This is a genomic window from Xanthomonas hortorum, assembly GCF_040279205.1.
GTDB classification, from domain to species: Bacteria; Pseudomonadota; Gammaproteobacteria; order Xanthomonadales; family Xanthomonadaceae; genus Xanthomonas; species Xanthomonas hortorum_F.
This window is the reverse complement of record NZ_JBEOLS010000050.1, coordinates 17,873-37,585: the sequence shown is the minus strand read 5'-3', so window position 1 is coordinate 37,585 and position 19,713 is coordinate 17,873. Positions and strand designations below refer to the sequence as shown.

Sequence of the window (19,713 nt, the reverse complement as noted above, 5' to 3'; positions counted from 1 at the left end):
AATGCTGCCTGGCGGCAGGAGATGCCGCCAGAAAACGCATGCCTTACGCACTTCAAGCCAACTACACGCCTCATCTCGACAAGGCTGCTTGAACTTCGAAGATACTGACTGGTTGTTCAGATCTTCCCTAGGTAAGGGTGCTTCCAGCGACGGCGTTGCAGGTTGTTGTGTCTGAGGCGCTTGCGTAGGAGCACTGGGTTGGGGAGTTTCCGCAGGCCTGGCTTGCTGCGTTTGTGCTTGCGATATCTCTGCTGCTGTCGTGGTCGCCCTGATCTCCATGCGGTCGTCATTTTGGCCAACCACCGTGGCGATCGAACCGTCTTTCTGCAGCTGCAGGAAGAACGGCATCTTTGGGCCAGTATCACGCGCGTGGTCTTGTGCGACAGCCGAGGTCGCCGCGTCGATCTGCTCGTCGGTGCGTGTAATGCCGGCACGAGCGTAGACACCGGCTACCTGGCTGCGCAAGTCGCTTTGTGTCGGCGTGGGATGGGTGCGTGCTACTTCCGCCATCGACGCCATGTCTTGAAGCCCGGCCTGCTGACTCTGCAACGTACGGTTCAATTCCTCGCGCGTGTTGCCCGTCGCTTGGTTCGTTCCGTAAAACGTTCCTGGCGTGCTCCATTCGCCACTGGCATCACGGGTGTAAGCGTTGCCGTCGGAGGCCTGCAGTGACTGCGGTTGTGCCCGGGCATTGGCAATGACGGGTGGCACCGGTTCGCGGGAAGTGAACTCGTTCCAGCCAAACTGGTTGTAGGCAATCTGATAGCGCGCTGCGGTCGCCTCTGGTGTGTTGGCCGCGTTCTGCGCGATCACGGTTTGCGATTGCCGATCCAACTCGGTCGCACGCTCAGGGCTGACCGGTGCGTTACGCGTCACAGGTATCTTGCCGTCGATGTTCTCCCGGATTTCAACTTGCCACCGCCCTGTCTGGGCATCGCGTACGTAGTCGCGCCCCGTTTCGAACGGTTTGCGCGGTGGCCGGGTTTCGGCGCTTGCATCAAGGCGGTATGGGTCTTGCGGCTTCGGCGGGCTCCCCAAGCCGAGCGAGTACGAGTCATTGGCAGCACGGTAATTCAGCTCGTCGACCAGGCGCCCAGCGGCAAGCAAACGTGTCTCTTGATAACCGCCGTTTGGCGTTGGAGCACGCACCGTGCGTGTCCATGCGCCTTGCGCGTCTTCCGGATTGCGCGTCCACTCGTTGCCGCTGCCGTCTGGCTGCGTGTAGATCCGCTTGATGTCCTGCTGCTCGGCCCAGCGCTCGCCAAGATACGCGCCGAACGCGCCACCAACCAAACCGGTGGCCAACGCTCCCGGCCCCGTCCATGAGCCGGTGGCGGCGCCGTAACCAGCACCAAGCAGGAAGCCGCCAGCGATACCACCGGCATTGCGGCCAACAAAGTGCGTGGCCGCCGATTGGGCCGCTGTCTCGTTGCCCGCCGTCTGCAGTTGGACCACACGATGGCCAGTCACGGCGAAGTCGTAAGCCATGAGCGCCACGCCCGCAGCACCGGCAACGCGGGCGCCGGGTCCTCGCAATCCAGCTGCTTCTGCTGCGGCGGCTTCGCCCGCAACAATGCCGGCTTCGCCTGGAACACCCGGCATCCGGGGAACAACTGGCGGCGGCGCAATGATCGGTGGCATCTCATGGGGAAAGGCAACGCGCAACCGCGCTGCAAGCGGGTCTGAAAGGGGCAAGTGACCTGCCTGGTTTGCCTCCGCGATCGCCGTGCCAAGTGACTGACGCCCGCCCCATCTCTCACTCAGCGTGGAGGCGCCCGGCTGATCGGCGGCATCCAGCGCAAGTTTGATGTTGCCCTCCGATTGGGTGACCCCCGCCCAGCGCGCTTCTGCTGCTGACATCTTTCCCATTTCGGCGATTTGGGGAGCATGGCTGCGCTGGTAGCCATCGACATCACTGAAGAACGTTCTGATCTTTGCGTTCGCCTGTTCCGGCGTCATGCCTTGAGGCATATTGGTCACAAGATCGCCGTTGACCATACCCACTTTGAGCGTGTCGGTCAGACCATTGACCCTTACCGCCATGCGTTGCGCTGCTGCTTGGTCGCCTCGCATCGTCGCTTGACCATCGGGAGAACTCTGCAAGTCTCTGAGTGCGAAATCGAGTTCGTCCGAATAGGCACCGAGTGGGCCGCCAGGGTGTGGTGACAATCCCATCTTGGCCGCCAGCGCTCTATCGGCTGGCAGATTCAACATGTTGCTCGGGCCGTGTAGATCGAACAGTCCGCGTTCTGCCAAAACTTTTAGTAGCGGAGTGTTGCGATAGGCCGCTTGCTCAATGACGTGATGGCCCTGGAAGACCGGTGTGTCCGCCATGCTGATGCTCCCGCCTGAGACCTTAGGAATGAGTCATAAAAATCACAAATTCGCAGCATCGCGTAGCCGGATACCATCCAAGTTGGCCGCATTCAATGCGTCAGCTAAAACGCGGTCGCAGATAGCGTCAGTCCCGAGTCGAAGCTGCCGGAAAACATGAGCATCCCCGACCACTTCATGCTTAAAGGCAAGGCTTGCACCACCGGACGCGCTGTAAAACTTTATATCTTCGCCGGATTGATGATCTCTTTCGTATTTGATCTTGACCCTTGACGCATCTTCATCAAGTGCATCAAGCGAACGCACAACGTCGCATAAGTAGCGCTGAGGTCCAGGCGAGCCATCGGCAAGCGTGAAGTCACAAGCTGCGAACGCGAAACCCTTGGGGTCGATGGATTCGAACACACGCTTCAATGCTTCCGAAACAATCCAGATGCCGAACAGGTTTTCAAAATCGCGGGGCATGCCACCCAACGCTGGTACATGGATCAAATGGGGCTTTTCCGGATACTGCCCTGGATCGCCATTGGGCGGCTCAACGATGAAGCTTCCAGGGAGCCTAAGTTTTTTCTCGTTCGCAATCTCTATGCCTGGCACCTTCCCATTGCCCCAGAGGCTCGGCTCGAGAACAAAGAACTCACCCTTGTGGGAAACGCTTGGAATCGTGACGGGAATTGCAGCCTGGTCGTTCATGGTGGCTTCCATCGTGGATGCGGTGGTGTTGAACACAGTAGTTGATTACTTCGGTTAAGCGATTACAAGTCTGCGGCATCATGCAACCGAATGCCATCCAGATTCGCCGCAATCAATGCGTCAGCTAGTACGCGATCGCAGATGGCGTCGGTCCCGAGCCGAGGCTGCCGAAAGATATGCGCATCGGCTACGACACCTTTCTGGAAAATGAGACTAGCCCCACCGGCCACACTGTAGTACTTCAGTTCTTCACCGGTTTGATGATCATGCTCGTACTTGATCTTGACTCGCGATGCTTCCTCATCCAGTGCGTTGAGGAAGCGCACCACGTCGCACAAGAAGTATTGGCGACCAGGGGAGCCATCAGCGAGCGTAAAGTCGCAGGTTGCGAAAGCAAAACCCGCAGGATCAACAGATTCGAACACACGCTTCAAAGCTTCCGAAACGATCCAGATGCCTGCAAGCTCCTCGAAATCCCTCGGCATCCCACCTAGTTCGGGCACATGAATCAGGTGTGGTCTTTCTGGATACTGGCCGACTTCGCCGTTAGGGGGATCCATCGTATTCATGCCTGGGGGAAGAAGCTTCTCTTCGTTGGCGATCTCCAGGCCTGGGCCCTGACCGTTACTCCAGAAACTAGGTTCGATGACAAAGAATTTCCCTTTGTGGGAAACGCTGGAAATCGTAACGGGAATTGCAATCTGGTCGTTCATGGCGGCTTCCATCGTGGATGCGGTTGTGTTGTGCATTTCGGCTTATCACCTTGCCAAGCGATTCTAGAGCAACGAGCGGAGTAGCTGTGGATTACTCGAAAAGCCCTTTTTATGTGGCCGAAGTGGCGTATGAAAATCTTGGTTAACGCCGGCATCAAATTAACTTCTGTAACAAAAGCCTGTTTTCATTGTGGCTCGCCCCGCCTTTGCTCCACCCGCTGCTCAAGCATCTCGCGCACGGCATGGGCGGCATCGAAGATGGCTTGTCCCAACGTTGGCAGCGTCTGCGCCTCCAGACACTCCGGTTTGCTCATAGCGATGACATCGCCGTGGGCGATGAGGCTGCGTAGCAGGCGTTCGAGCTGGTCGCGTTGGTCCAGCGTGAGATGCAAGACGACGGCGGGGTGGTCCATCTGTGTCCCTCCTCTGCGCTGTGAGCGGGGAGCGCGCACGGTGTGGCGATTGGCGCGTTGCGCTCGGCGCGGGGCGTGCGGGTGCGTGCTGCGCGTGCGCGGCGCACCTGGTTAGTCCGTAGGTGCGACGCTGACGACCAACTCGCCATCGCGCAGACGGATGTGGAGCTTGCTGCCGATGGTGAAGCCCAGTTGTTCCAGCCAGCGGCCGCGTAGGCGTAGCGTGGGGATGCGTTGGTCGCTGGCGGGGTAGTAGCCGTAGCCGACGGTGCAGTGGTGCGGGGCACGCGGGTGGCCGGGGCGTGGGGGGCGGGGTTCGGTGCGGGGTTGGGGGATGGGGGTGCGCTCGACGTAGGGCCGCGGCTTGATCGACGGGTCGAGCGAGTGCCAGCCGATCTCGCGGGGCGGTGGCTCCGTGGCGCGCTTGCGTGCGGATGTGGGACGGGACGTGGGTCGACGCATGGCAAAGCCCTCCTGGACGAACAGGCCCCGCCGCCGGGTGGCGACGGGATGTCGGGAGGTTAGAAACCGCTAAGAGTCGGCGGGCGTATTTCCCCGAAGGGTGTTGTATTAGCCGCCCTCCCGACGCAGGCATCGCGTCGGTTGCGCCCGCAAGATGCTGCAGGCACAAAAAACCCACCGGTTTGACGGAGGTGGGTACCGCTCTTAGAGGAGTTTCTACGCTCCTTGTGGTAGAGATTGCTGCGGGTTTGTTGGGTTGTCAACTGCTTCGAACTAAAAAGTGATGATTATTTTTTAGGTGTGGCCGCCACAAGGGACACGTACATCGCTTCCCTTCTTTGCTCCCTCGATCCATGAAAGCAGACTACCGTTTGGCCGAAGAATTGAGATTGTCCATGTCCGAGAAGATCAACCACGGCTTGCCCGAATCCCGATGCAGCGTGAGGGTGAACTTTCCCATGTCACCGGGTGCATCTCCGTAGCCGTAAGCACCTATGATGTAGGCAATATTATCTTCAGCGGAAAAACCGACTGAGCGCAGGCGCAGCGGACCTCCGCTGCTACCTTCATAGGCCGCTTGAATAGCTGCCCTGCCCCGGATTGGAGGATGATCGCTCTGCAGCAAAAAGCCATCTTCCGCAAATAACGCAGCAAGCGCGCCTGCGTCGCCCTTACGCCATGCGCGCTCATAGTCGCGGAGTACTCGATCAAGTTCTGGCGGTAACGCAACGCTGGCAACCGCTGTTGGGTTGGCTTTTTCTGTAATGTTCTCACCATGCAATGGCCCCGTGGCAAGCACGAGACTGAAGACAAAAATGGCAACGATCGATCGGCTCATGTGTCTTATTCCTTCTAGAGTCTCGTTGGTTAACAATAGAGTTGTTCCGCGCCTCGCAGCTGCGGCGATCAGAGGGTTTTAAGTTGACTGATCCCTTTATTCGTGGGCAGAGCTGCGTTGAATTTTTTAGCCAGCACCTTCTTGCTCCGGCCAGAGGTCAAGTGTGCGAAGCAGCATACGGCCTAACGGAGTGATGCTTGTAGACTCGTATGCGAAATCCTTAGTTGAACTATCTACTTGAGGTTGTTTGTTCTTGTCGAGTTTAAGTGATCGCTTTGCCAAACCAAGAGCAATTAGATGACTGATATAGCTTTGCTGAAGGGTGTGCTTATCTAACTCGTCTTGACGAGACCCCAGATAAGCACGGACGGGCGCTAACGTGGTTTCATGAGTTCTTCTGAAGTTGTCGGGCTCTCCGATGTACGAACCTACAAGGGATCGCAACCAAACGACCTCAACATCACTTATCTCGCCTAATAGGCGAAGAAGATGCCTATGCTCATTGTTTGTGATTTGATCGTCTGTGAGACTACTTGCCACCAAAGATGCCAGATAATTTCTTCGTTCTTGGCTTGTAGATCGAGCAGCCTGCCTTAACGCCTCCTCAGTAAGCTCATTGAAAGTCTCATCGGATAGCTCAGCTATTATCTCACTCTCTTCCAAGTGTTTAATTCTATCTTCAAGAGCGGCTGCAAAATTTGCTATACGCTCTATACGTTGATTTGGAATGATAGTTCCAGCGAGTTCTACAAGGAGAGAACCTGCGAATGGAATAGCACCCAGCACTGACTTTGCCCCAGCGGCCACATAGTCAATTACTTGGCTCTTAATCTCAGATGGAAGGTTATTTGAATTCATATTGTACTTGTCACCTCTTGGAAGGAGAATCGGGTCTGGCTCACTTATTAAGTTAACCTGACCCCCGTTCTTTATACAGCTAAAAATCTGACTACTAGCAACGAAATCTAGAATTGTTGATACAGTCAATTATTAAAGATTTTAATGCGCTCTGGACGTAGCTTACGCGTTCCTAACTTTATAGCCCAAGGCACGGGTTCGGCAGAGTAAATAAATCGTCTTGCGTTATGTGCAGTTCGACGATTAAGTTGAACGACCATTCCCGCACGGGCATCTTGGAACTGTCGTGACTTCGCGCATTGGTGGTGAGCCAGCAGAGTAATTGACGTAGAGAGCGGCACGCTCAGCTCAGAATTGACTCTGCCTATGCCAATATTGCGAAAGAAAAAGAGTGGATCGTCGCAAGTAAGGTAAGGGTCGGAGGTGCTGACCAGGAACGTCCAGTTCATGCCACGCAGCGCAGACATCATCTTGGGAGTAGCACCGTCGCGGAGCGCGTGGTGCCAGTAGTAGTCGGGCGGTCCATCTACTAGGCCTTCAAGTATGTCCGACACCTTCTGTCTTGCCTCAGCACCCTGATCTACTGACATTGACCCGTCAGCGACCATCCCCTCGATTTGGGAAAAGTATCCTTGCTTGTGCTCCGCAGCAAGTTGTGGGATGTGTGAGGCTGTTCGATCGCGACCTGCCGGCACTCGCTTCCACATCGTGATTAGATAAGCAGAGAGCGCCTCTCTCTCTGAATCATCTATCGGTTCGAATCGACGTATGCGATCAATGGTGTCTTGCGCCGGCCCTTCAATCTTTTCGGCAAGATGGCGCTCCAACTCACCAGGCCAGAGATCATTGACGTTCGCTTCCGACTTTGGCTTTCCACGGCGTGTGAGCTGCCGCTCTAGATCGTGGACCCATAAGCGTTCGTCTATCGTAAACCCATTGAGGTAATGCTGTGGCAGATAGTGATCGCCCATGCTGTTCGGTTCGCTTCGTCTTAGTTGATCCGATCCGAGATTTCCGGATTTCTTAGCTTGCATCACACCGCTCCGGGCGGCGCTGTCTATTGCCGATAGTAAGCTGACTTGGCTTTTGCCAGAATGCAATTGGGGCCTAGGTCGACCTCTTAAGTAAACCTGTCCCGTTCTTATCAGGAACTGTCAACCAGCGACCAGCGCAGGAGCGCACACAAGAGGTGGCAGTGGAACAGCAGCGCTCGCTGGAACAACAACAGCGCGGCCCTGTTTCGTCGCTCTGAGGCGATGACGTGCCCGCACTTAGCATCAAACGGTTAGCAGCCCCTCACTAATGACAAGAAACGGTTGAGGCTGACATCTAAATGAATCTGACCCCGTTCTTCCCAGATTACCTCTTAAATGAACCTGGCCCGCTTTTTTAGTGCGGTCTAACGCTGAATTAAGTCACGCCGCGAGGCGGCGTCAGCTTAAATTAACCGTCATGCCTTGACACCATTCGCTATGGCCCTCCACTCCAGAAGCTTGCTAAGGTGATGCTTCAGATCGCCTTGATGATGCGATGCCTCACCGGCACTTAGGCTGACGATGGTTGAAGCGCACATGGTTGCAGATGGAAAGGTAGCCCCAGTTGTTTGCGCGTCTCGCAGATGGTAAAACACAACTTGTTGCACCGCGTCTGGGAGTTGCTCGCGAAGTACCAGCATATTTTGGCGCAGAACGTTGAGAACATAGTCTCCGAAGGCAATGGCTTCCTCCTTGGTTGGAATTTTCCCTTTATGAACTACGTCATTCCGGAAATTAACTTGCTTATTGCTAAGTAAAGCAGGTGACGCGTTGAAAGTTGAAGCCCAGAGAAAAATGAAGCCCCCCAGTTGGCGCTCTGACTGGCTTGAAACTAATTTCCAGCATGACTTGAACAAATTTTCAGACCCAGACGCCTTTGACAGGAAGGCTCGGATCGAGAACTCATAGAAGCGCTCTAGACTTGCGGCAAAGGACGACACGGATTCTCGGTAGTAGCCATCAAGAATGGCATGGGCTCCTATATCAAATAGCACCTCAAATTTTTGCTGTTGTAGGATTGTCGTTGCGTCGTGTCCGTTGGAGCAGGTGAGCTTGTACTTCCCGTCGTCAAGGAACTCAACGCGTGTAAACTCTCCACTGGGTTTCCCGAATTCTTGAAGGCACTTCATACATGGAATAAGAAGATGCACCAACTAGTCTCCTAGAAGCATAGCGCCTGAGTTAAGCCAACCCGCAAAGCGGGTTCGACTTGAATGAATTGTTAGGCCTCACGGAAACCATCTGAAAAATACCCCCTCTTTTAGACGCAGATCAATCTTTGAGCAAGCCACAAGTTCTTTTAAGCACTTCTTGGACTTGGCTAAATTGTTGTCAAGATGCTCAATGTAAGTCTGCTCGTCATCGTCTCGCATGAACTCTTTAAGCGCCGCATTGGCACGATCTGAAAATAAAAATGCGCCGCTGTCTGCAAGTCTTCTGACTTTAGGATATGACGTATTCCAAAATTCGCTGATTTTTTCCTTGAATTCTTCGGTAAGTTCGCGATATTCAACTTCTGCGTTGTAGTGCTTTTCGAAGTAATAGACGATGTCAGAGAGCGCCTCAATTGCCCCTTGATAGGCACTGACCCTCAGCTCCCACCACTTTCTATAGCGATGATCTCTATTCGCCAAGAGAGATGAGAATAGGCCTGCGATGAGACCTACGGAACCTAGCTTGATCAGTTCGCCCGCAATGTCCATGAGTTATACCTAATGCCTGAATTAAGACGAGCCGCGAGGCGGCTTCGGCTTGAATGAATTTGTTAGACCGCATCTAGGACCTCGGGATGCTCCCTGATGTAGTCAAGTGCCCACTGCTGAATATTATAGGCAAAGTCTGTGTAACCCCGACTTACATTTGAAGCGCGATAGATGATCCAGTCCTTCTCTAGGGCAGGAGCGACACCATCTGCCATATCCAGCGTTTGTGTCCGAACATTCTTCGTGACGTAGTACCGCAAGACTTCCTTTTCATCATTCGATAGGTTGTGCAAGCGGGTACGACGTGCCTTCTTGCCACGACGATCCTCAAACCATTCCCAAGCCTTAGTAGCGGCCGAATGTATCGGGGTAGGTAGCGTGGCTGCGAGAAAGAGGAGGAACACGACACCTAGCCACATGCGATAGGTGTCAATGAAGGTCTCAAGACCGAGGCCAGTAACAAACCATGGCGGCCCCCAGAGCACTAGGCCTGTGATTAGCAGGAGTGCCCAGAGCACCCTCTGGGGAAGTTTGAACCAGCCAAGTGCTTGCGATGGATCCATGCGGTCTTAGCATCTAAGTTAGCCAGCACCGCAAAGCTGCGTTGCTTGGACGAATTGTTAGAAAGGACGCAACGCTGTCGCGCTTTCCACTGCCCGCTACTGACTCTGCAGTGGCGCAATCTATCTATGCGGGTGTCACCGCTACACAGTTGAGCTGGAGCTGCAAGTCATGAAGCCGATCGGGCCCACCGTCGGTGTAGGAGAGAAACACCCGAACGACTTGAGGATCTTGCAAGAAGCCTTTGATCACCGAGGCGAACATTGACTTGCGCGCGAGATGTAGGTCTTGCGTATCTTCGATGAACGCCGCTTTCCACCCAATGAGAGCCTCGTTCGGGAAATGCCCTGCAGGAGCGGACGCGATAGTAGCCGTGATCTGGTTGTAAAGGCTAGCTAGATAGCTCCACTGAGCGGCAAACCGAGAGTAGAACGCGGCATACGTGCCCGCAAATACTGCACCGAACCACGGAATCATTTGTCCGAGCTCGACTTTCAATTGCGCCGCTGAAAACGCCAGTTCGGTGTCGGCCGCGCAGTACGACTTGATGGGCAGCACCGTGGCGCAGATTAGGGTTGTCACCCAGAGCGACCGGAACAGCACCGCAGTACCGCCATTGGGCCGACTGCGCAGTAAGAACTCGCCCGAAAGAAAATCTACGACCGCCGACATGGTCTCATCCCCCGCCTAACTTCTATTGGACCGCCTAAGCGCGGTATACATGATATTCGCCGACTGCCTGTCTACTAGCAATCGCTACAGACTTTTAAAACTGATCGTTTTTCAGCCAAGTCGCTGCCTCTGGCGCCAATTACTAGGCCGCATCATTGCGAGCTCATTCTGTTACGCCGAACAATTCGCGGCCTAGTTTCGATATCCAAGAGCTCCGTCAGTCGGGCTCTTCTTCTGTTCTCACGGCACAGCCAGCGTGTTGTTGCGTTCAGTCACCTCAGCAATCTTGCCTTCCGTCACCAAACGCAACCGCGCGCCCTTTTCAGCACTGCCATCCAGCACCGCCAACCACACAACCGCCGTCCTAGGCACCAAATCCCGCGGAGCTTCCAACGCCGGGAACGCAGCTCTTGCCAACTCCTTCCCTCTCGCATCCTCCAACACCACAAACCCGGCCGGTGCATCGGCATGGCCGAGACTGTGCACGGTCACTTCGATAGCGTCTGCAGTCACGCGCACATCGCCATAGCCGATGCCCAGGTCCGGGCGTAGTTCGACCGGGGTGGTGGCTGCAATGCGTTCGAGCTGCAGGATGGTGGTGCGGCCGGCGGGGAAGTCGATGTCGATGGCCGCGCTTTTTTCGAAAGCGACCTCTTGCGTCTTGGCTGCGCTGTCGAGCTTGCCGTTATTGCCTTTGCTCCCGCCCTGCGTGATGCGCCATTGGCCTGGGGCGACGTTCCAGCCGGTCATGCTGGCGCGCTGAGGTTTACTGGAGGTGTTGTAGGCGATGACGGTGAAGCGGTCTTGCTGGGGCGCGGGGATGGCGATGGCCACTTGCGTTGCGGCCTCTGGATCGGCGAAGCGCCAGCTCACGGTGTGGCCGGGATAGGTCTGGTTGCGCTTGAGCGCCACTCCCCCTAAGCGTGCGCGCTGCAGGTTGACCGTGGGGGATTCCACGCGGTCGCTCCACCAGTGGCCTTCGGTGTTCATGTAGAAGTTCTGCAGTTTCTCGCGCGCCTCGCTGCGGTAAATGGCGGCGAGATAATCGAGGTTGCCGGTTTGCTCCCAGGACACATGGTGCGCGAAGTCCGGGGCGCTGCCGTCGTCTTTATTTGCAGCGTCGATGAGCTTGCCGCTCCAGTCGCTGCGCTTGCCCATGACATCCAGGAAGTTTTCGTTGAGCAGGGAGAGGCCGTTGGGGCCGCTGTTGGCAACGCGGTAATCAATGGGCTTGAGATAACGCGCATCGCCGGTAAAGCGGTAGGCGGCCCAGAAGGTGTGCAAGGTGTCGGCGCCGCCGCTGCCTTCGAACAGTTCGCCGCCGCGGGTTTTGCCGGTTTGCCAGTTGATCTCGTTGGGCAGCGCCCAGTTGCCCTTGGCGTTGGTGTAGGCGTGGGCGAGATAGCCGTCGGCTAATCCGGTGACGATGCGGCGGCTGTTGGGGTCGGCGTTATATCCGCCCAGCAGGATGGCCGGGTGCACGATGGGGAAGGAGTACGGTTTTTGCCATTGCCAGTTGGGCTCGCGGTAGACCTTGCGGCCGCCGAACCAGTTGCTGGCGAACAGCAGGTGCCCTTGCGGGTTGACCTGGATGATGGTGTCGAAGGCCTTGACGGTTTGCATCAGGCGCTCGACGGTGCGCGGGTCGCCCCAGTTGAGGTACAGCAGGGCGCTGTTGAGGTTGATGCCCTCTTCGTAGGAATGCAGCTCGTCGGTTTCGATGGTGGACAGGCCGTTGGTGAACATGCCGTTGCGGTAGTTGGCATCGGACAGCGCCAGCATGGAGGCGTTGAGCATGTCCGGGTCCACGCCCATCAGCGCGACACCGGGCCATTGCTGCACCAGGTCCGAATCGTCGGAGATGCCGCCGCCGAAATCGCCATAGGCCACCTGGCGCTGCTCGATCCACCAGCGGATATAGCGGCGGGTGGCGCTGAGGTCTTGCAGCTGCCAGAACGCCCAGGCGGGCACGCCCTTGGGCACGCTGGGCAGTTCGACAGGCAACGCGCCCTGGTTGGCGTAGCTGATGTCGTTCCAGTACTGGCGGCCGAGCGCGTGGTCCGGGTCGACGCGCAGCAGGTCGGTGATGTCGGCGTCCAGGCGCTTGTAGAGCAACTGGCGCTTGGAGGTGGTGTGCTCTTCCACCAGGAAGCCCCAGTTGTCCTTGACCTGGTTGAAGCGGTCGGCGACGTGCTCGGTGATGGCCTCGGCGCGCGGCTTGAACACCAGCTGCAGCTGGGTGCCGTCGAGCGCGTTGGCATCGAAGCCGGGCGCGGCGGCGGCGATGCTGAGCATCAGGCTGTCGTTGCTGAGGATTCTGTCGCGCAGGTCCAGCCACAGCGTGCGGGCCTGGCCTGGGGTAACCGCGACCGAGACGTCGATCATGTCGCGCGCGGGCCAGATGGGGTCCTTGATGCGGATGTTGAGCGGGATGCTGCCGTTGTGGGTGGCCGGCAGGTTGAGCGCCGGCAGGGTGATGGCGATGCCGTCCAGGCCGTCGTGCATGTTCTCCCAGCCGTAGGACCAGCTGCGCATCAGCGCCTGGTCCGGCGGCGGGTTGCCCAGGCTGGACGGCACCAGGATGTGCACGATGGGTTGCTGCGCAGCGCTGGCGGCGGCCTTGTCGCTGGGGCGCTTGCGCGCCGGCGCCTTGGTGGGCAGCGCGACCACGGTCTGGCGCTCGCCTGGCGGGTAGCGGCCGGCGATGACATCGCGCAAGGGTGCGAGGTTGTCGTAGTCGGGCTGGATGTCGCTGCGCACGGTGTAGCTGAGTTGCGCGCTGCCTTTGGGCACCTCGCCCGGCTGCACGTTGTAGGCCCAGATTTCCTGGATGGGGGTTTCCTGCGCGGTGTTGGCAAAGCGCAGCGTGCCGCCGCGGCGCTCGGGGAATTGGTCCACGCTGCGAACCACGCCTTGCTTGCGGTCGAACAGTGGCTGCGCCTGCGCGGTGCTTGCACCGGCGGCAGCGGGCGCGGCGTAGCTGGCCTGGCCGTATGCGGCGCCACGCAGCTCGATGCGGTTGACCGGCTCATCCGGCAGGGTGAGGTCCAGCGCCTTGCCGCCTTCGACGTAGGTGTTCCAGTCCGGCAGCTGGAAGTAGTCGTCGCGCCCGGGCAGGCGCGAGCGGTTGTAGACGCCGGGCCAGGTGGTTTCGGCGATGCCGTCGGTGGCCTTCCACATCCATTGCTTGAGGTCGCGGGCGTCGGCGAACTCCACCTTGCGGATGCGGGTGATGGGTGCATCCAACAGCGGTGGTGCGTGGCCGTTGTCCCAGCCAAAGCGATGCAAAAAGGCAGCGTATTGCTTGTCGGTTGACGCAGCTTCGGCGCTGGTGGGCTCCTGCAGGCGTGCCAGTGCGGCAGCGCCGCTGGTATCGAGCATGCGGTCGTAGATGCGGATCTCATCGAAGTCGCTGCCGCGCAAAAAGTTGTAGCGGCTCTGCACCTGGTGCGGCGACATCACGCGGCCGGCCAGGCCGAACTGGTCCAGCGCGGCGTCGAAGTCCAGCGCGCCGCCGTTGGCGCAGGGCGCACCGCAGTCCACGCGTGCGGCTTCCTTGCCATCGACATACAGGCGCACGCCGCGGGTTTCGTCCCAGGCAAACGCAATGTGGGTCCAGTCGCTGGCAGCCGGGGCCTTGTCGAGCTTGAAGGAGACGCGGGTGCGCGCGAGGTTGGCGTCGGTGACGAAGGCATCGAAGCCGTGGCCGTTCCAGTCGATGCGCAGCCAGGCCATGTCCCAGCTGGTGTGGTCGGCATAGCCGACGCGGAAGATCACGAACGGCGCTTCGCCCACGGAATAGCGCGAGCGCCAGAAGAAGCTCAGCGTGCCGCGCTGGGTGTAGAGGTTGCCGGGCGCATTCCACGACAGCACGCCGTCGTCGGCCCATTCGATGGCGTTGCCGCGCTTGCCGGTGGGCACCAGCGTGATCTTGTCGCGGAAGTTGGGCACGCCGTCGCCGCGGGCCACATCGGCCTGCAGGTCGCGGTCGGCCGACACCCGGAACAACAGCTCCGGCGCAGTGGTGGTGGCCGCGCTCACCGGCAGCGCGATCAGGCACAGCATTCCCAACAAGAACTTCGACACGCTCACCTCGTCAATTCCGAAACGTGAAACAGCCACCGCGCGCTTGCACGCGGTGGCGACGACGCACTTACAGACCGTTGGCGGTACGCCACTTGGGAATGTCGTCCTTCAACAGCTTGTCCGGCCAGGTGCCGTGCCAGGCATAACCGACGCGGCGCTCGTTGGGCACCTGCATGTACTCGGTCAAGGCCTTGCCGTCGCGGTTGGCGTAGAGCGGGCGTTGATTCTGCAGGTCGTAGAAGCGTGCCCATAGTGACGCACCCGGTTGCGCGATGAGGATCACGTCCTGGCCGGTTTCCTGGCTAGGGTCGTCGATCTTCTTGGTGGCCAGGTCGCGCATGCGGTGGGTGTCGAACCAGCGCGCAGCGGCCTCGACCGATGCCTTGATCTGCGCGGACGGGGTGGGCTGGCGCATCAAAAAGCGCACGATGCTGACCGACTCGCTGGAGGCCAGCGAGGCCAGCTCATACGCACGTGCCTTGGCCGGCTTGAGCGTGACCTCGTCGTATTGCGCACCCCAGATGGTGAGCGTGCCGCCGATCTTGACCTGGGTGGCGAGTACGCATTCCAGCCCCTTGGTCACCGCCTGGCGCGCGCGTGCGCCGTGGCTGGCACGCAGCAGCGCGCCGGTGTCGCCCTTGCCCTCGCTGATGTCCTGCAGCAGGTTGAGCACGCGCACCATCGCATCGTCGTTGTAGTTGATCTGGTGATGGTAGGACGACAGGTCCGGGTAGAACTGCGGCCAGCCGCCGTTGGCGTATTGCGCGGTGAGCAGATAGTCCACGCCGCGCTTGGCGGCGGCCACGTGCTTGGCGTTCTTCTCGGTCTTGTAGAGCGTGGAGAGGTAGCCGATCTCGTAGGTGGTGGCCTTGTTGTCGATGGTGGCGTCGTCCTTGCGCCCTGGTTGCTGCAGCTCGGCGATTTCCGCAGCGGTGAAGGTGCGGTTGTAGTCGACGGCAACGCCCTTGTACTGCTTGGACCAGCCGCCGGAGGCAGTCTGCAGCAGCAACATGTTGTCGGCGATCTTGTCGGCCAGTGCGGACAGCGGTGCCAGCAGCAGCGCGGTGGCGAGGGCGAAGGTGGTGAGCTTGCGCATCAGAACGGCCTCCAGGTGCCGAGGATGGTGTTGCGGTCCAGCGCGGCGGCCTGCGCAGCGGTGAGCTGGCGCGACCACTTCACGCGGCGCGACGGGTTGGCGCCGGCGCCGCTGCTCTGGTACTCGCTGTAGCGGGCGGTGGCTTCGTTGGCGGTGTTGCCCCAGTTGTTCCAGCCCTCGGGCAGGATGTGCGCGCCGAGCTGGCTGCTAATGAAGCTGACGCTGGCATACGGGCGCCACGGCCGGCCCAGGAACACCCGGGTCACGCCGCTGGCAGCGGTGACGCGCGCGTTGCGGAACACGAAGCCGCGTGCGCTCTCCTGCGGGGTGGAGGCGGCAGTGAGATAGCCGTCGCCCAGCGAGTGCAGCTGCACGTTTTCGAACAAGGCGGTGCCGGCGCCGAACACGAAGTCCACGGTGCCTTCGACATAGCAGTCGAGGAAGTACGACAGCTTGGCGCCGCGCAGGTACAGCGTGTCCTGGTAGCCGAGGAAACGCACGTTGCGGAACGCGGCGCGGTCGCCATCCACGCGCACCGCCACCGCCTGCCCGACCGGGCCGGCGTGATTGCCGAAGCTCAGTTGCTCGGCAGTGAAGTCGTTGCCGGCAATGATGACGCTGGACGAGCCGGAGGTGCCGTACTCGGTGCCGGTGGCCGGATTGATGCGTGAGGCGTAGTTGTCGTAGGTGATGATGGTCTGGCTGGCGCCGGCACCGGTGAGCTTGAGCGCCGGTGCGTTGGACGGCACCACGATCAGTTCCTGGTAGGTGCCGGCGCCGATGTTGATCTGCGCGCGCTTGCCACCCTGCACGGCGGCATCGATGGCGGCCTGCACGGTGCGGTAGCCGGCGCTGCCCTGCTTGGCCACGGTGTAGACCGGGTCGGCGGCAATGGCGGCGTTGCTGCACAGGCCTGCCACGGCCACCAACGCGGTGGCGGCCAACTGACGTAAGACGGTTCTGCGATGCACTTGCATGTCGCTCTCCTGGTCAGAACTTGTAGCGCGCGCCGATGTAGTACTGGCGCCCGGTGACGGTGTACTTGTCGGGCAGTTCCAGCGTGGAATCGACGTAGCGGCGGTCGGGGGTGTCGAGCAGGTTGATGGCCTCGAAGGTCAGCGACAGCTGGTCGTTGAGCTTGTAGGACATGTTGAAATCCACGTTTTCCACGCTGTATTTGCCGGTCACGTCGGCCGTGGCCAGGCGCTTGCCGTCCAGGTCGTAGACGTCTTCTTGGGCGAGGATGTTGTTGATGTAGCCATCGCGATAACTGGTGGACACGCGCGCACTGAAGCGGCCGTCGTCGTAATAGACAGTGGCGTTGTAGGACTGCGGCGAGAGGTTGAGCAGGTCGCGCTCGGTGGCGGTGGTGGTGATGCTGGTATTGCTGCTGCCTGCGGTACTGAACAGGTAATTGATCTTGGAATCGACCTGGGTGTAGTTGAGCTGCACGCCGAAGTTGCGCCAGAAGCCGGGCAAGAAGTCGAAGGCCTGCTGGTAGGTCAGCTCGAAGCCCTTGAGCGGGCCGCCGGGCGTGTTGAAGTAGCTCTGCACGTTGAAGATGGTGTCCGGCGTGAAGCCAGCCGGCAGCAGGTCCAGCGAGTAGCCCATCGCTTCCCAGGTACTGAGCACGCGGGTGCGCTGGACGTAGCTGTCGATGTCCTTGTAGAACACCGCCGCCGACAGCAGCGAGCCCTCGCGGAAATACCACTCGGCGCTGAGGTCGTAGTTGGTGGAGCGGAACGGGTCCAGCTTGGGGTTGCCCAGGTTGATCGAGAAAAAGCGCCCGTCGTCGAAATACTGGGTGGGGCCGCCGCTGACGCTGGGCGACAGATACGCCAGCGTGGGGCGCGCCATGGTCTTGGCCGCGCCGAAGCGCAACACCACCTCGTCGCTGACATCCCAGGACAGGTTCAACGAGGGCAGGATGTCGCGGTAGTTGTGGTTGACGGTGGTGGGCACCAGCAGGCGCTCGCCGGCCGCGGCGGTGGCGCTGGCCACGCCGAAGAACGACTGGCAGTTGGGCGAAATCGCACCAGCGGCAGTGGCCGTGCACGGCGCATAGCCGCTGGCGGCGATCTGCGTCTGCACATAGCGCACGCCCAGGTTGCCGCGCAGCGCGCGGCCCCACAGGTCGGTGTTGAAGTCCAGCTGCAGGTAGGTGCCCAGGCTCTTTTCGTTGACGGCGAAATTGTTGTTGGACGAGCCGAAGTGGCCGACATCGGCCAGCCGGTAGTCGCCACCGGGCACGCCGGTGTCGCAGTCGCAATTGATGTTGAGCAGGTCGGCGACCTTCTGGAAATCCGGAATCACCCAGGTGGTGGGGAAGCTGCCGTTCAAGCTGCGGCCGAAGCCGTCCAGGTTGGTGCTCAGGTCACCCACGCCCACACCGGCCGGCAGTGCCTGCGCCAGTCGCCCGTAGGAGATGTTGCGCGACTCCGACGTGTCCATGTCGTAGTTCTTGTAGGCCAGCCCGGTGCGAAAGGTGAAGGTGGGGCTGATGTTGAATTCCAGATCCACCTTGGCGGTGTCGAAGGTGTTGCCCACCGACTGCGGGTTGAGCCGCACCTCGCTGATGTTGGTGCCGCGCGCGGTGCCGTTGCTGTTGACCGGCACTGCGCCGTAGCCCAGCCACTGCCAGTTATTCGGGTTACCCGCGTCGAACGGGAAACTCATGCTGGGGTAATCGCCACCATTGCGCCGGTCGAGCACAAAACCATCGAGATTGGTGTTGTCGAAACTCACCATCGAAAACTCGGGGCGCTCGTAGTCCGAGGTCGAGTGGCCGACCAATGCATTGACGCGCACCTGGTCGTTGAAGCGGTGCTGCAGATCCAGACTGAACTGCTTGAACTCGGTGGATTCTTCGATGTTGCTGGATTCGGTGCGGAAGTCGACGTTGTCGAACACGCCATAGGTGAGGCGGTTCTGGTCGTCCACCTGCGCCTCGCGCACGGCGATCTGGGTCTTGCCGCCGAAGTTGGCGGTGCGGTGCAGGTTGGCGCCGACCGAGTCTTCGCGCTGGTCCTTGTCCAGCTTGGAATACAGCATGTCGAAGTTCAGCAGCGTGTCGTCGCTGACCTTGAATTGCAGCGCGCCGGTGACGCCCAGCCGTTTGATCTCGTGATCGGTGCGGATATAGCGCGGGTAGCGCGGAATCCACGCATCGGTGGCGGTTTCGTAGGCCTGGATGTTCTCCGGCGTGTTGGCCGGGCGCGCGATGCCGGTGCCGCAATTGGCGGCGCTGATGCCGTAGCTGCCCCAGCCGTTGTTGCGGTCCTGGTTGGCCTGCGAGCCGACCCCGGCCGGGGTTTCGTTGGCCAGCGGGTTGCGCGGTGTCTGCGGGTTGTAGCCCACCGGCGAACAAAAGCCGTAGGTGCCGTTGTTGGTGGCGGTGCTCTGGTTGGAGTTGCGGTAGTTGCCGTGCTCCCAGCGCACCGGGTTGTAGCCTTCCTCGCGCAAGTGGCGTTCGCTGTAGGACACCGACATCAAGGCGCCAACGCGGCCATCGGCCCAGATGTTGCTGATCAGGCCGGAGAACCGCGGGTCCTTTTCGCGCGAGAGATCGTTGTAGCCGTATTGCGTTGAGGCAGCGGCTTCGAAGCCATCAAAGTCGAACGGGCGCGAGCCGCGTAGGTCGACGGTGGCACCCAATGAGCCTTCGTCCATCTGCGCCGATTGGGTCTTGCTGATGGTGACGCGGCTGAAAAGTTCCGAGGCAAAGGTATTGAAGTCGAAACCGCGGCTGCGGTTGACGCCATCGCTGCCGCTGCCTGCGGTGGCCAACGCCTCAAGGCCGTTGATGCGCACGCGGGTGAAATCCGAGCCCAGGCCGCGCACAGAGATCTGCTTGCCCTCGCCGCCTTCGCGGTCGATGGAGACACCGGCGATGCGTTGCATCGATTCGGCCAGATTCAGATCGGGAAACTTGCCGATGTCTTCGGCATAGATCGCATCCACCTGCTCCACGCTATAGCGCTTGGCATCGAGCGATTGCTGCAGGCTTTCGCGATAGGTGGCCTTGACCTGCACGCGGTCCAGGTCCACCGCATCGGTAGGTGTGGTCGACGGGCCGACGGTTTGCGCGGCAGCGCCGGCACCGTGCAAGGCCAGGACGATGGCCACCGACAGACGCGCGGCGGACAGGCAGGCGCCTGCCGCATGGGCAGGACGACACGAACGGGCTTGCATGATGCGGCTCTCTCCATGGCACAGGCTGCAATGACGCGCTCAGCCCCCCAAGGCCATGG

Annotated in this window: 16 protein-coding genes; all 16 read right to left on the bottom strand. The window is 59.7% G+C overall.

Annotated elements, in window-relative coordinates; translation table 11 throughout:
* On the bottom strand, positions 1-2,334 hold a 2,334-nt coding region (locus ABS769_RS17155; protein WP_317062598.1), incomplete at its 3' end, for an AHH domain-containing protein.
* Positions 2,335-2,376: 42 nt separating this feature from the next.
* Positions 2,377-3,039, bottom strand: a complete 663-nt coding sequence (locus tag ABS769_RS17150) for an imm11 family protein (protein ID WP_317062599.1) — start codon at positions 3,037-3,039, stop codon at positions 2,377-2,379.
* Between the two features lie 50 nt (positions 3,040-3,089).
* Positions 3,090-3,752, bottom strand: a complete 663-nt coding sequence (locus tag ABS769_RS17145; RefSeq protein ID WP_317062624.1) for an imm11 family protein — start codon at positions 3,750-3,752, stop codon at positions 3,090-3,092.
* A 173-nt stretch (positions 3,753-3,925) separates the two neighbouring features.
* Positions 3,926-4,153: a hypothetical protein gene (locus ABS769_RS17140; RefSeq protein ID WP_317062600.1), complete on the bottom strand. Its 228-nt coding sequence runs from the start codon at positions 4,151-4,153 to the stop codon at positions 3,926-3,928.
* Positions 4,154-4,264: 111 nt separating this feature from the next.
* Positions 4,265-4,615: a SymE family type I addiction module toxin gene (locus ABS769_RS17135; protein WP_317062601.1), complete on the bottom strand. Its 351-nt coding sequence runs from the start codon at positions 4,613-4,615 to the stop codon at positions 4,265-4,267.
* Between the two features lie 364 nt (positions 4,616-4,979).
* Positions 4,980-5,453, bottom strand: coding sequence for a YybH family protein (locus tag ABS769_RS17130; protein ID WP_317062602.1), 474 nt, complete (start codon positions 5,451-5,453; stop codon positions 4,980-4,982).
* A 126-nt stretch (positions 5,454-5,579) separates the two neighbouring features.
* The gene (locus ABS769_RS17125; protein WP_317062603.1) at positions 5,580-6,311 is read right to left on the bottom strand and encodes a hypothetical protein; all 732 of its coding nucleotides are present in this window, start codon (positions 6,309-6,311) and stop codon (positions 5,580-5,582) included.
* A gap of 125 nt (positions 6,312-6,436) precedes the next feature.
* On the bottom strand, positions 6,437-7,345 hold the full coding sequence (locus ABS769_RS17120; RefSeq protein ID WP_317062604.1) for a DUF4238 domain-containing protein: 909 nt from the start codon (positions 7,343-7,345) through the stop codon (positions 6,437-6,439).
* A 416-nt stretch (positions 7,346-7,761) separates the two neighbouring features.
* Positions 7,762-8,496 (bottom strand): hypothetical protein, encoded by a 735-nt coding sequence (locus tag ABS769_RS17115; protein WP_317062605.1) that lies wholly within the window; start codon positions 8,494-8,496, stop codon positions 7,762-7,764.
* 78 nt (positions 8,497-8,574) lie between these two features.
* Positions 8,575-9,048, bottom strand: coding sequence for a hypothetical protein (locus tag ABS769_RS17110; RefSeq protein ID WP_317062606.1), 474 nt, complete (start codon positions 9,046-9,048; stop codon positions 8,575-8,577).
* A 62-nt stretch (positions 9,049-9,110) separates the two neighbouring features.
* On the bottom strand, positions 9,111-9,611 hold the full coding sequence (locus ABS769_RS17105) for a superinfection exclusion B family protein (RefSeq protein WP_317062607.1): 501 nt from the start codon (positions 9,609-9,611) through the stop codon (positions 9,111-9,113).
* 124 nt (positions 9,612-9,735) lie between these two features.
* Complete coding sequence (locus tag ABS769_RS17100) at positions 9,736-10,281, bottom strand: hypothetical protein (protein ID WP_317062608.1); 546 nt, start codon at positions 10,279-10,281, stop codon at positions 9,736-9,738.
* A gap of 240 nt (positions 10,282-10,521) precedes the next feature.
* Positions 10,522-14,346 carry a LamG-like jellyroll fold domain-containing protein gene (locus ABS769_RS17095; protein ID WP_317062626.1) on the bottom strand — a complete coding sequence of 1,275 codons (3,825 nt, stop codon included), beginning with the start codon at positions 14,344-14,346 and terminating at the stop codon, positions 10,522-10,524.
* Between the two features lie 88 nt (positions 14,347-14,434).
* Positions 14,435-15,463: a pectate lyase gene (pelA, locus tag ABS769_RS17090; protein WP_350498208.1), complete on the bottom strand. Its 1,029-nt coding sequence runs from the start codon at positions 15,461-15,463 to the stop codon at positions 14,435-14,437.
* Positions 15,463-16,440: a pectinesterase family protein gene (locus ABS769_RS17085; RefSeq protein WP_317062610.1), complete on the bottom strand. Its 978-nt coding sequence runs from the start codon at positions 16,438-16,440 to the stop codon at positions 15,463-15,465. Before ABS769_RS17085 ends, pelA begins: the two co-directional genes overlap by 1 nt.
* A gap of 13 nt (positions 16,441-16,453) precedes the next feature.
* Positions 16,454-19,654: a TonB-dependent receptor gene (locus ABS769_RS17080; RefSeq protein WP_317062611.1), complete on the bottom strand. Its 3,201-nt coding sequence runs from the start codon at positions 19,652-19,654 to the stop codon at positions 16,454-16,456.
* Between the last annotated feature and the right edge of the window lie 59 nt (positions 19,655-19,713).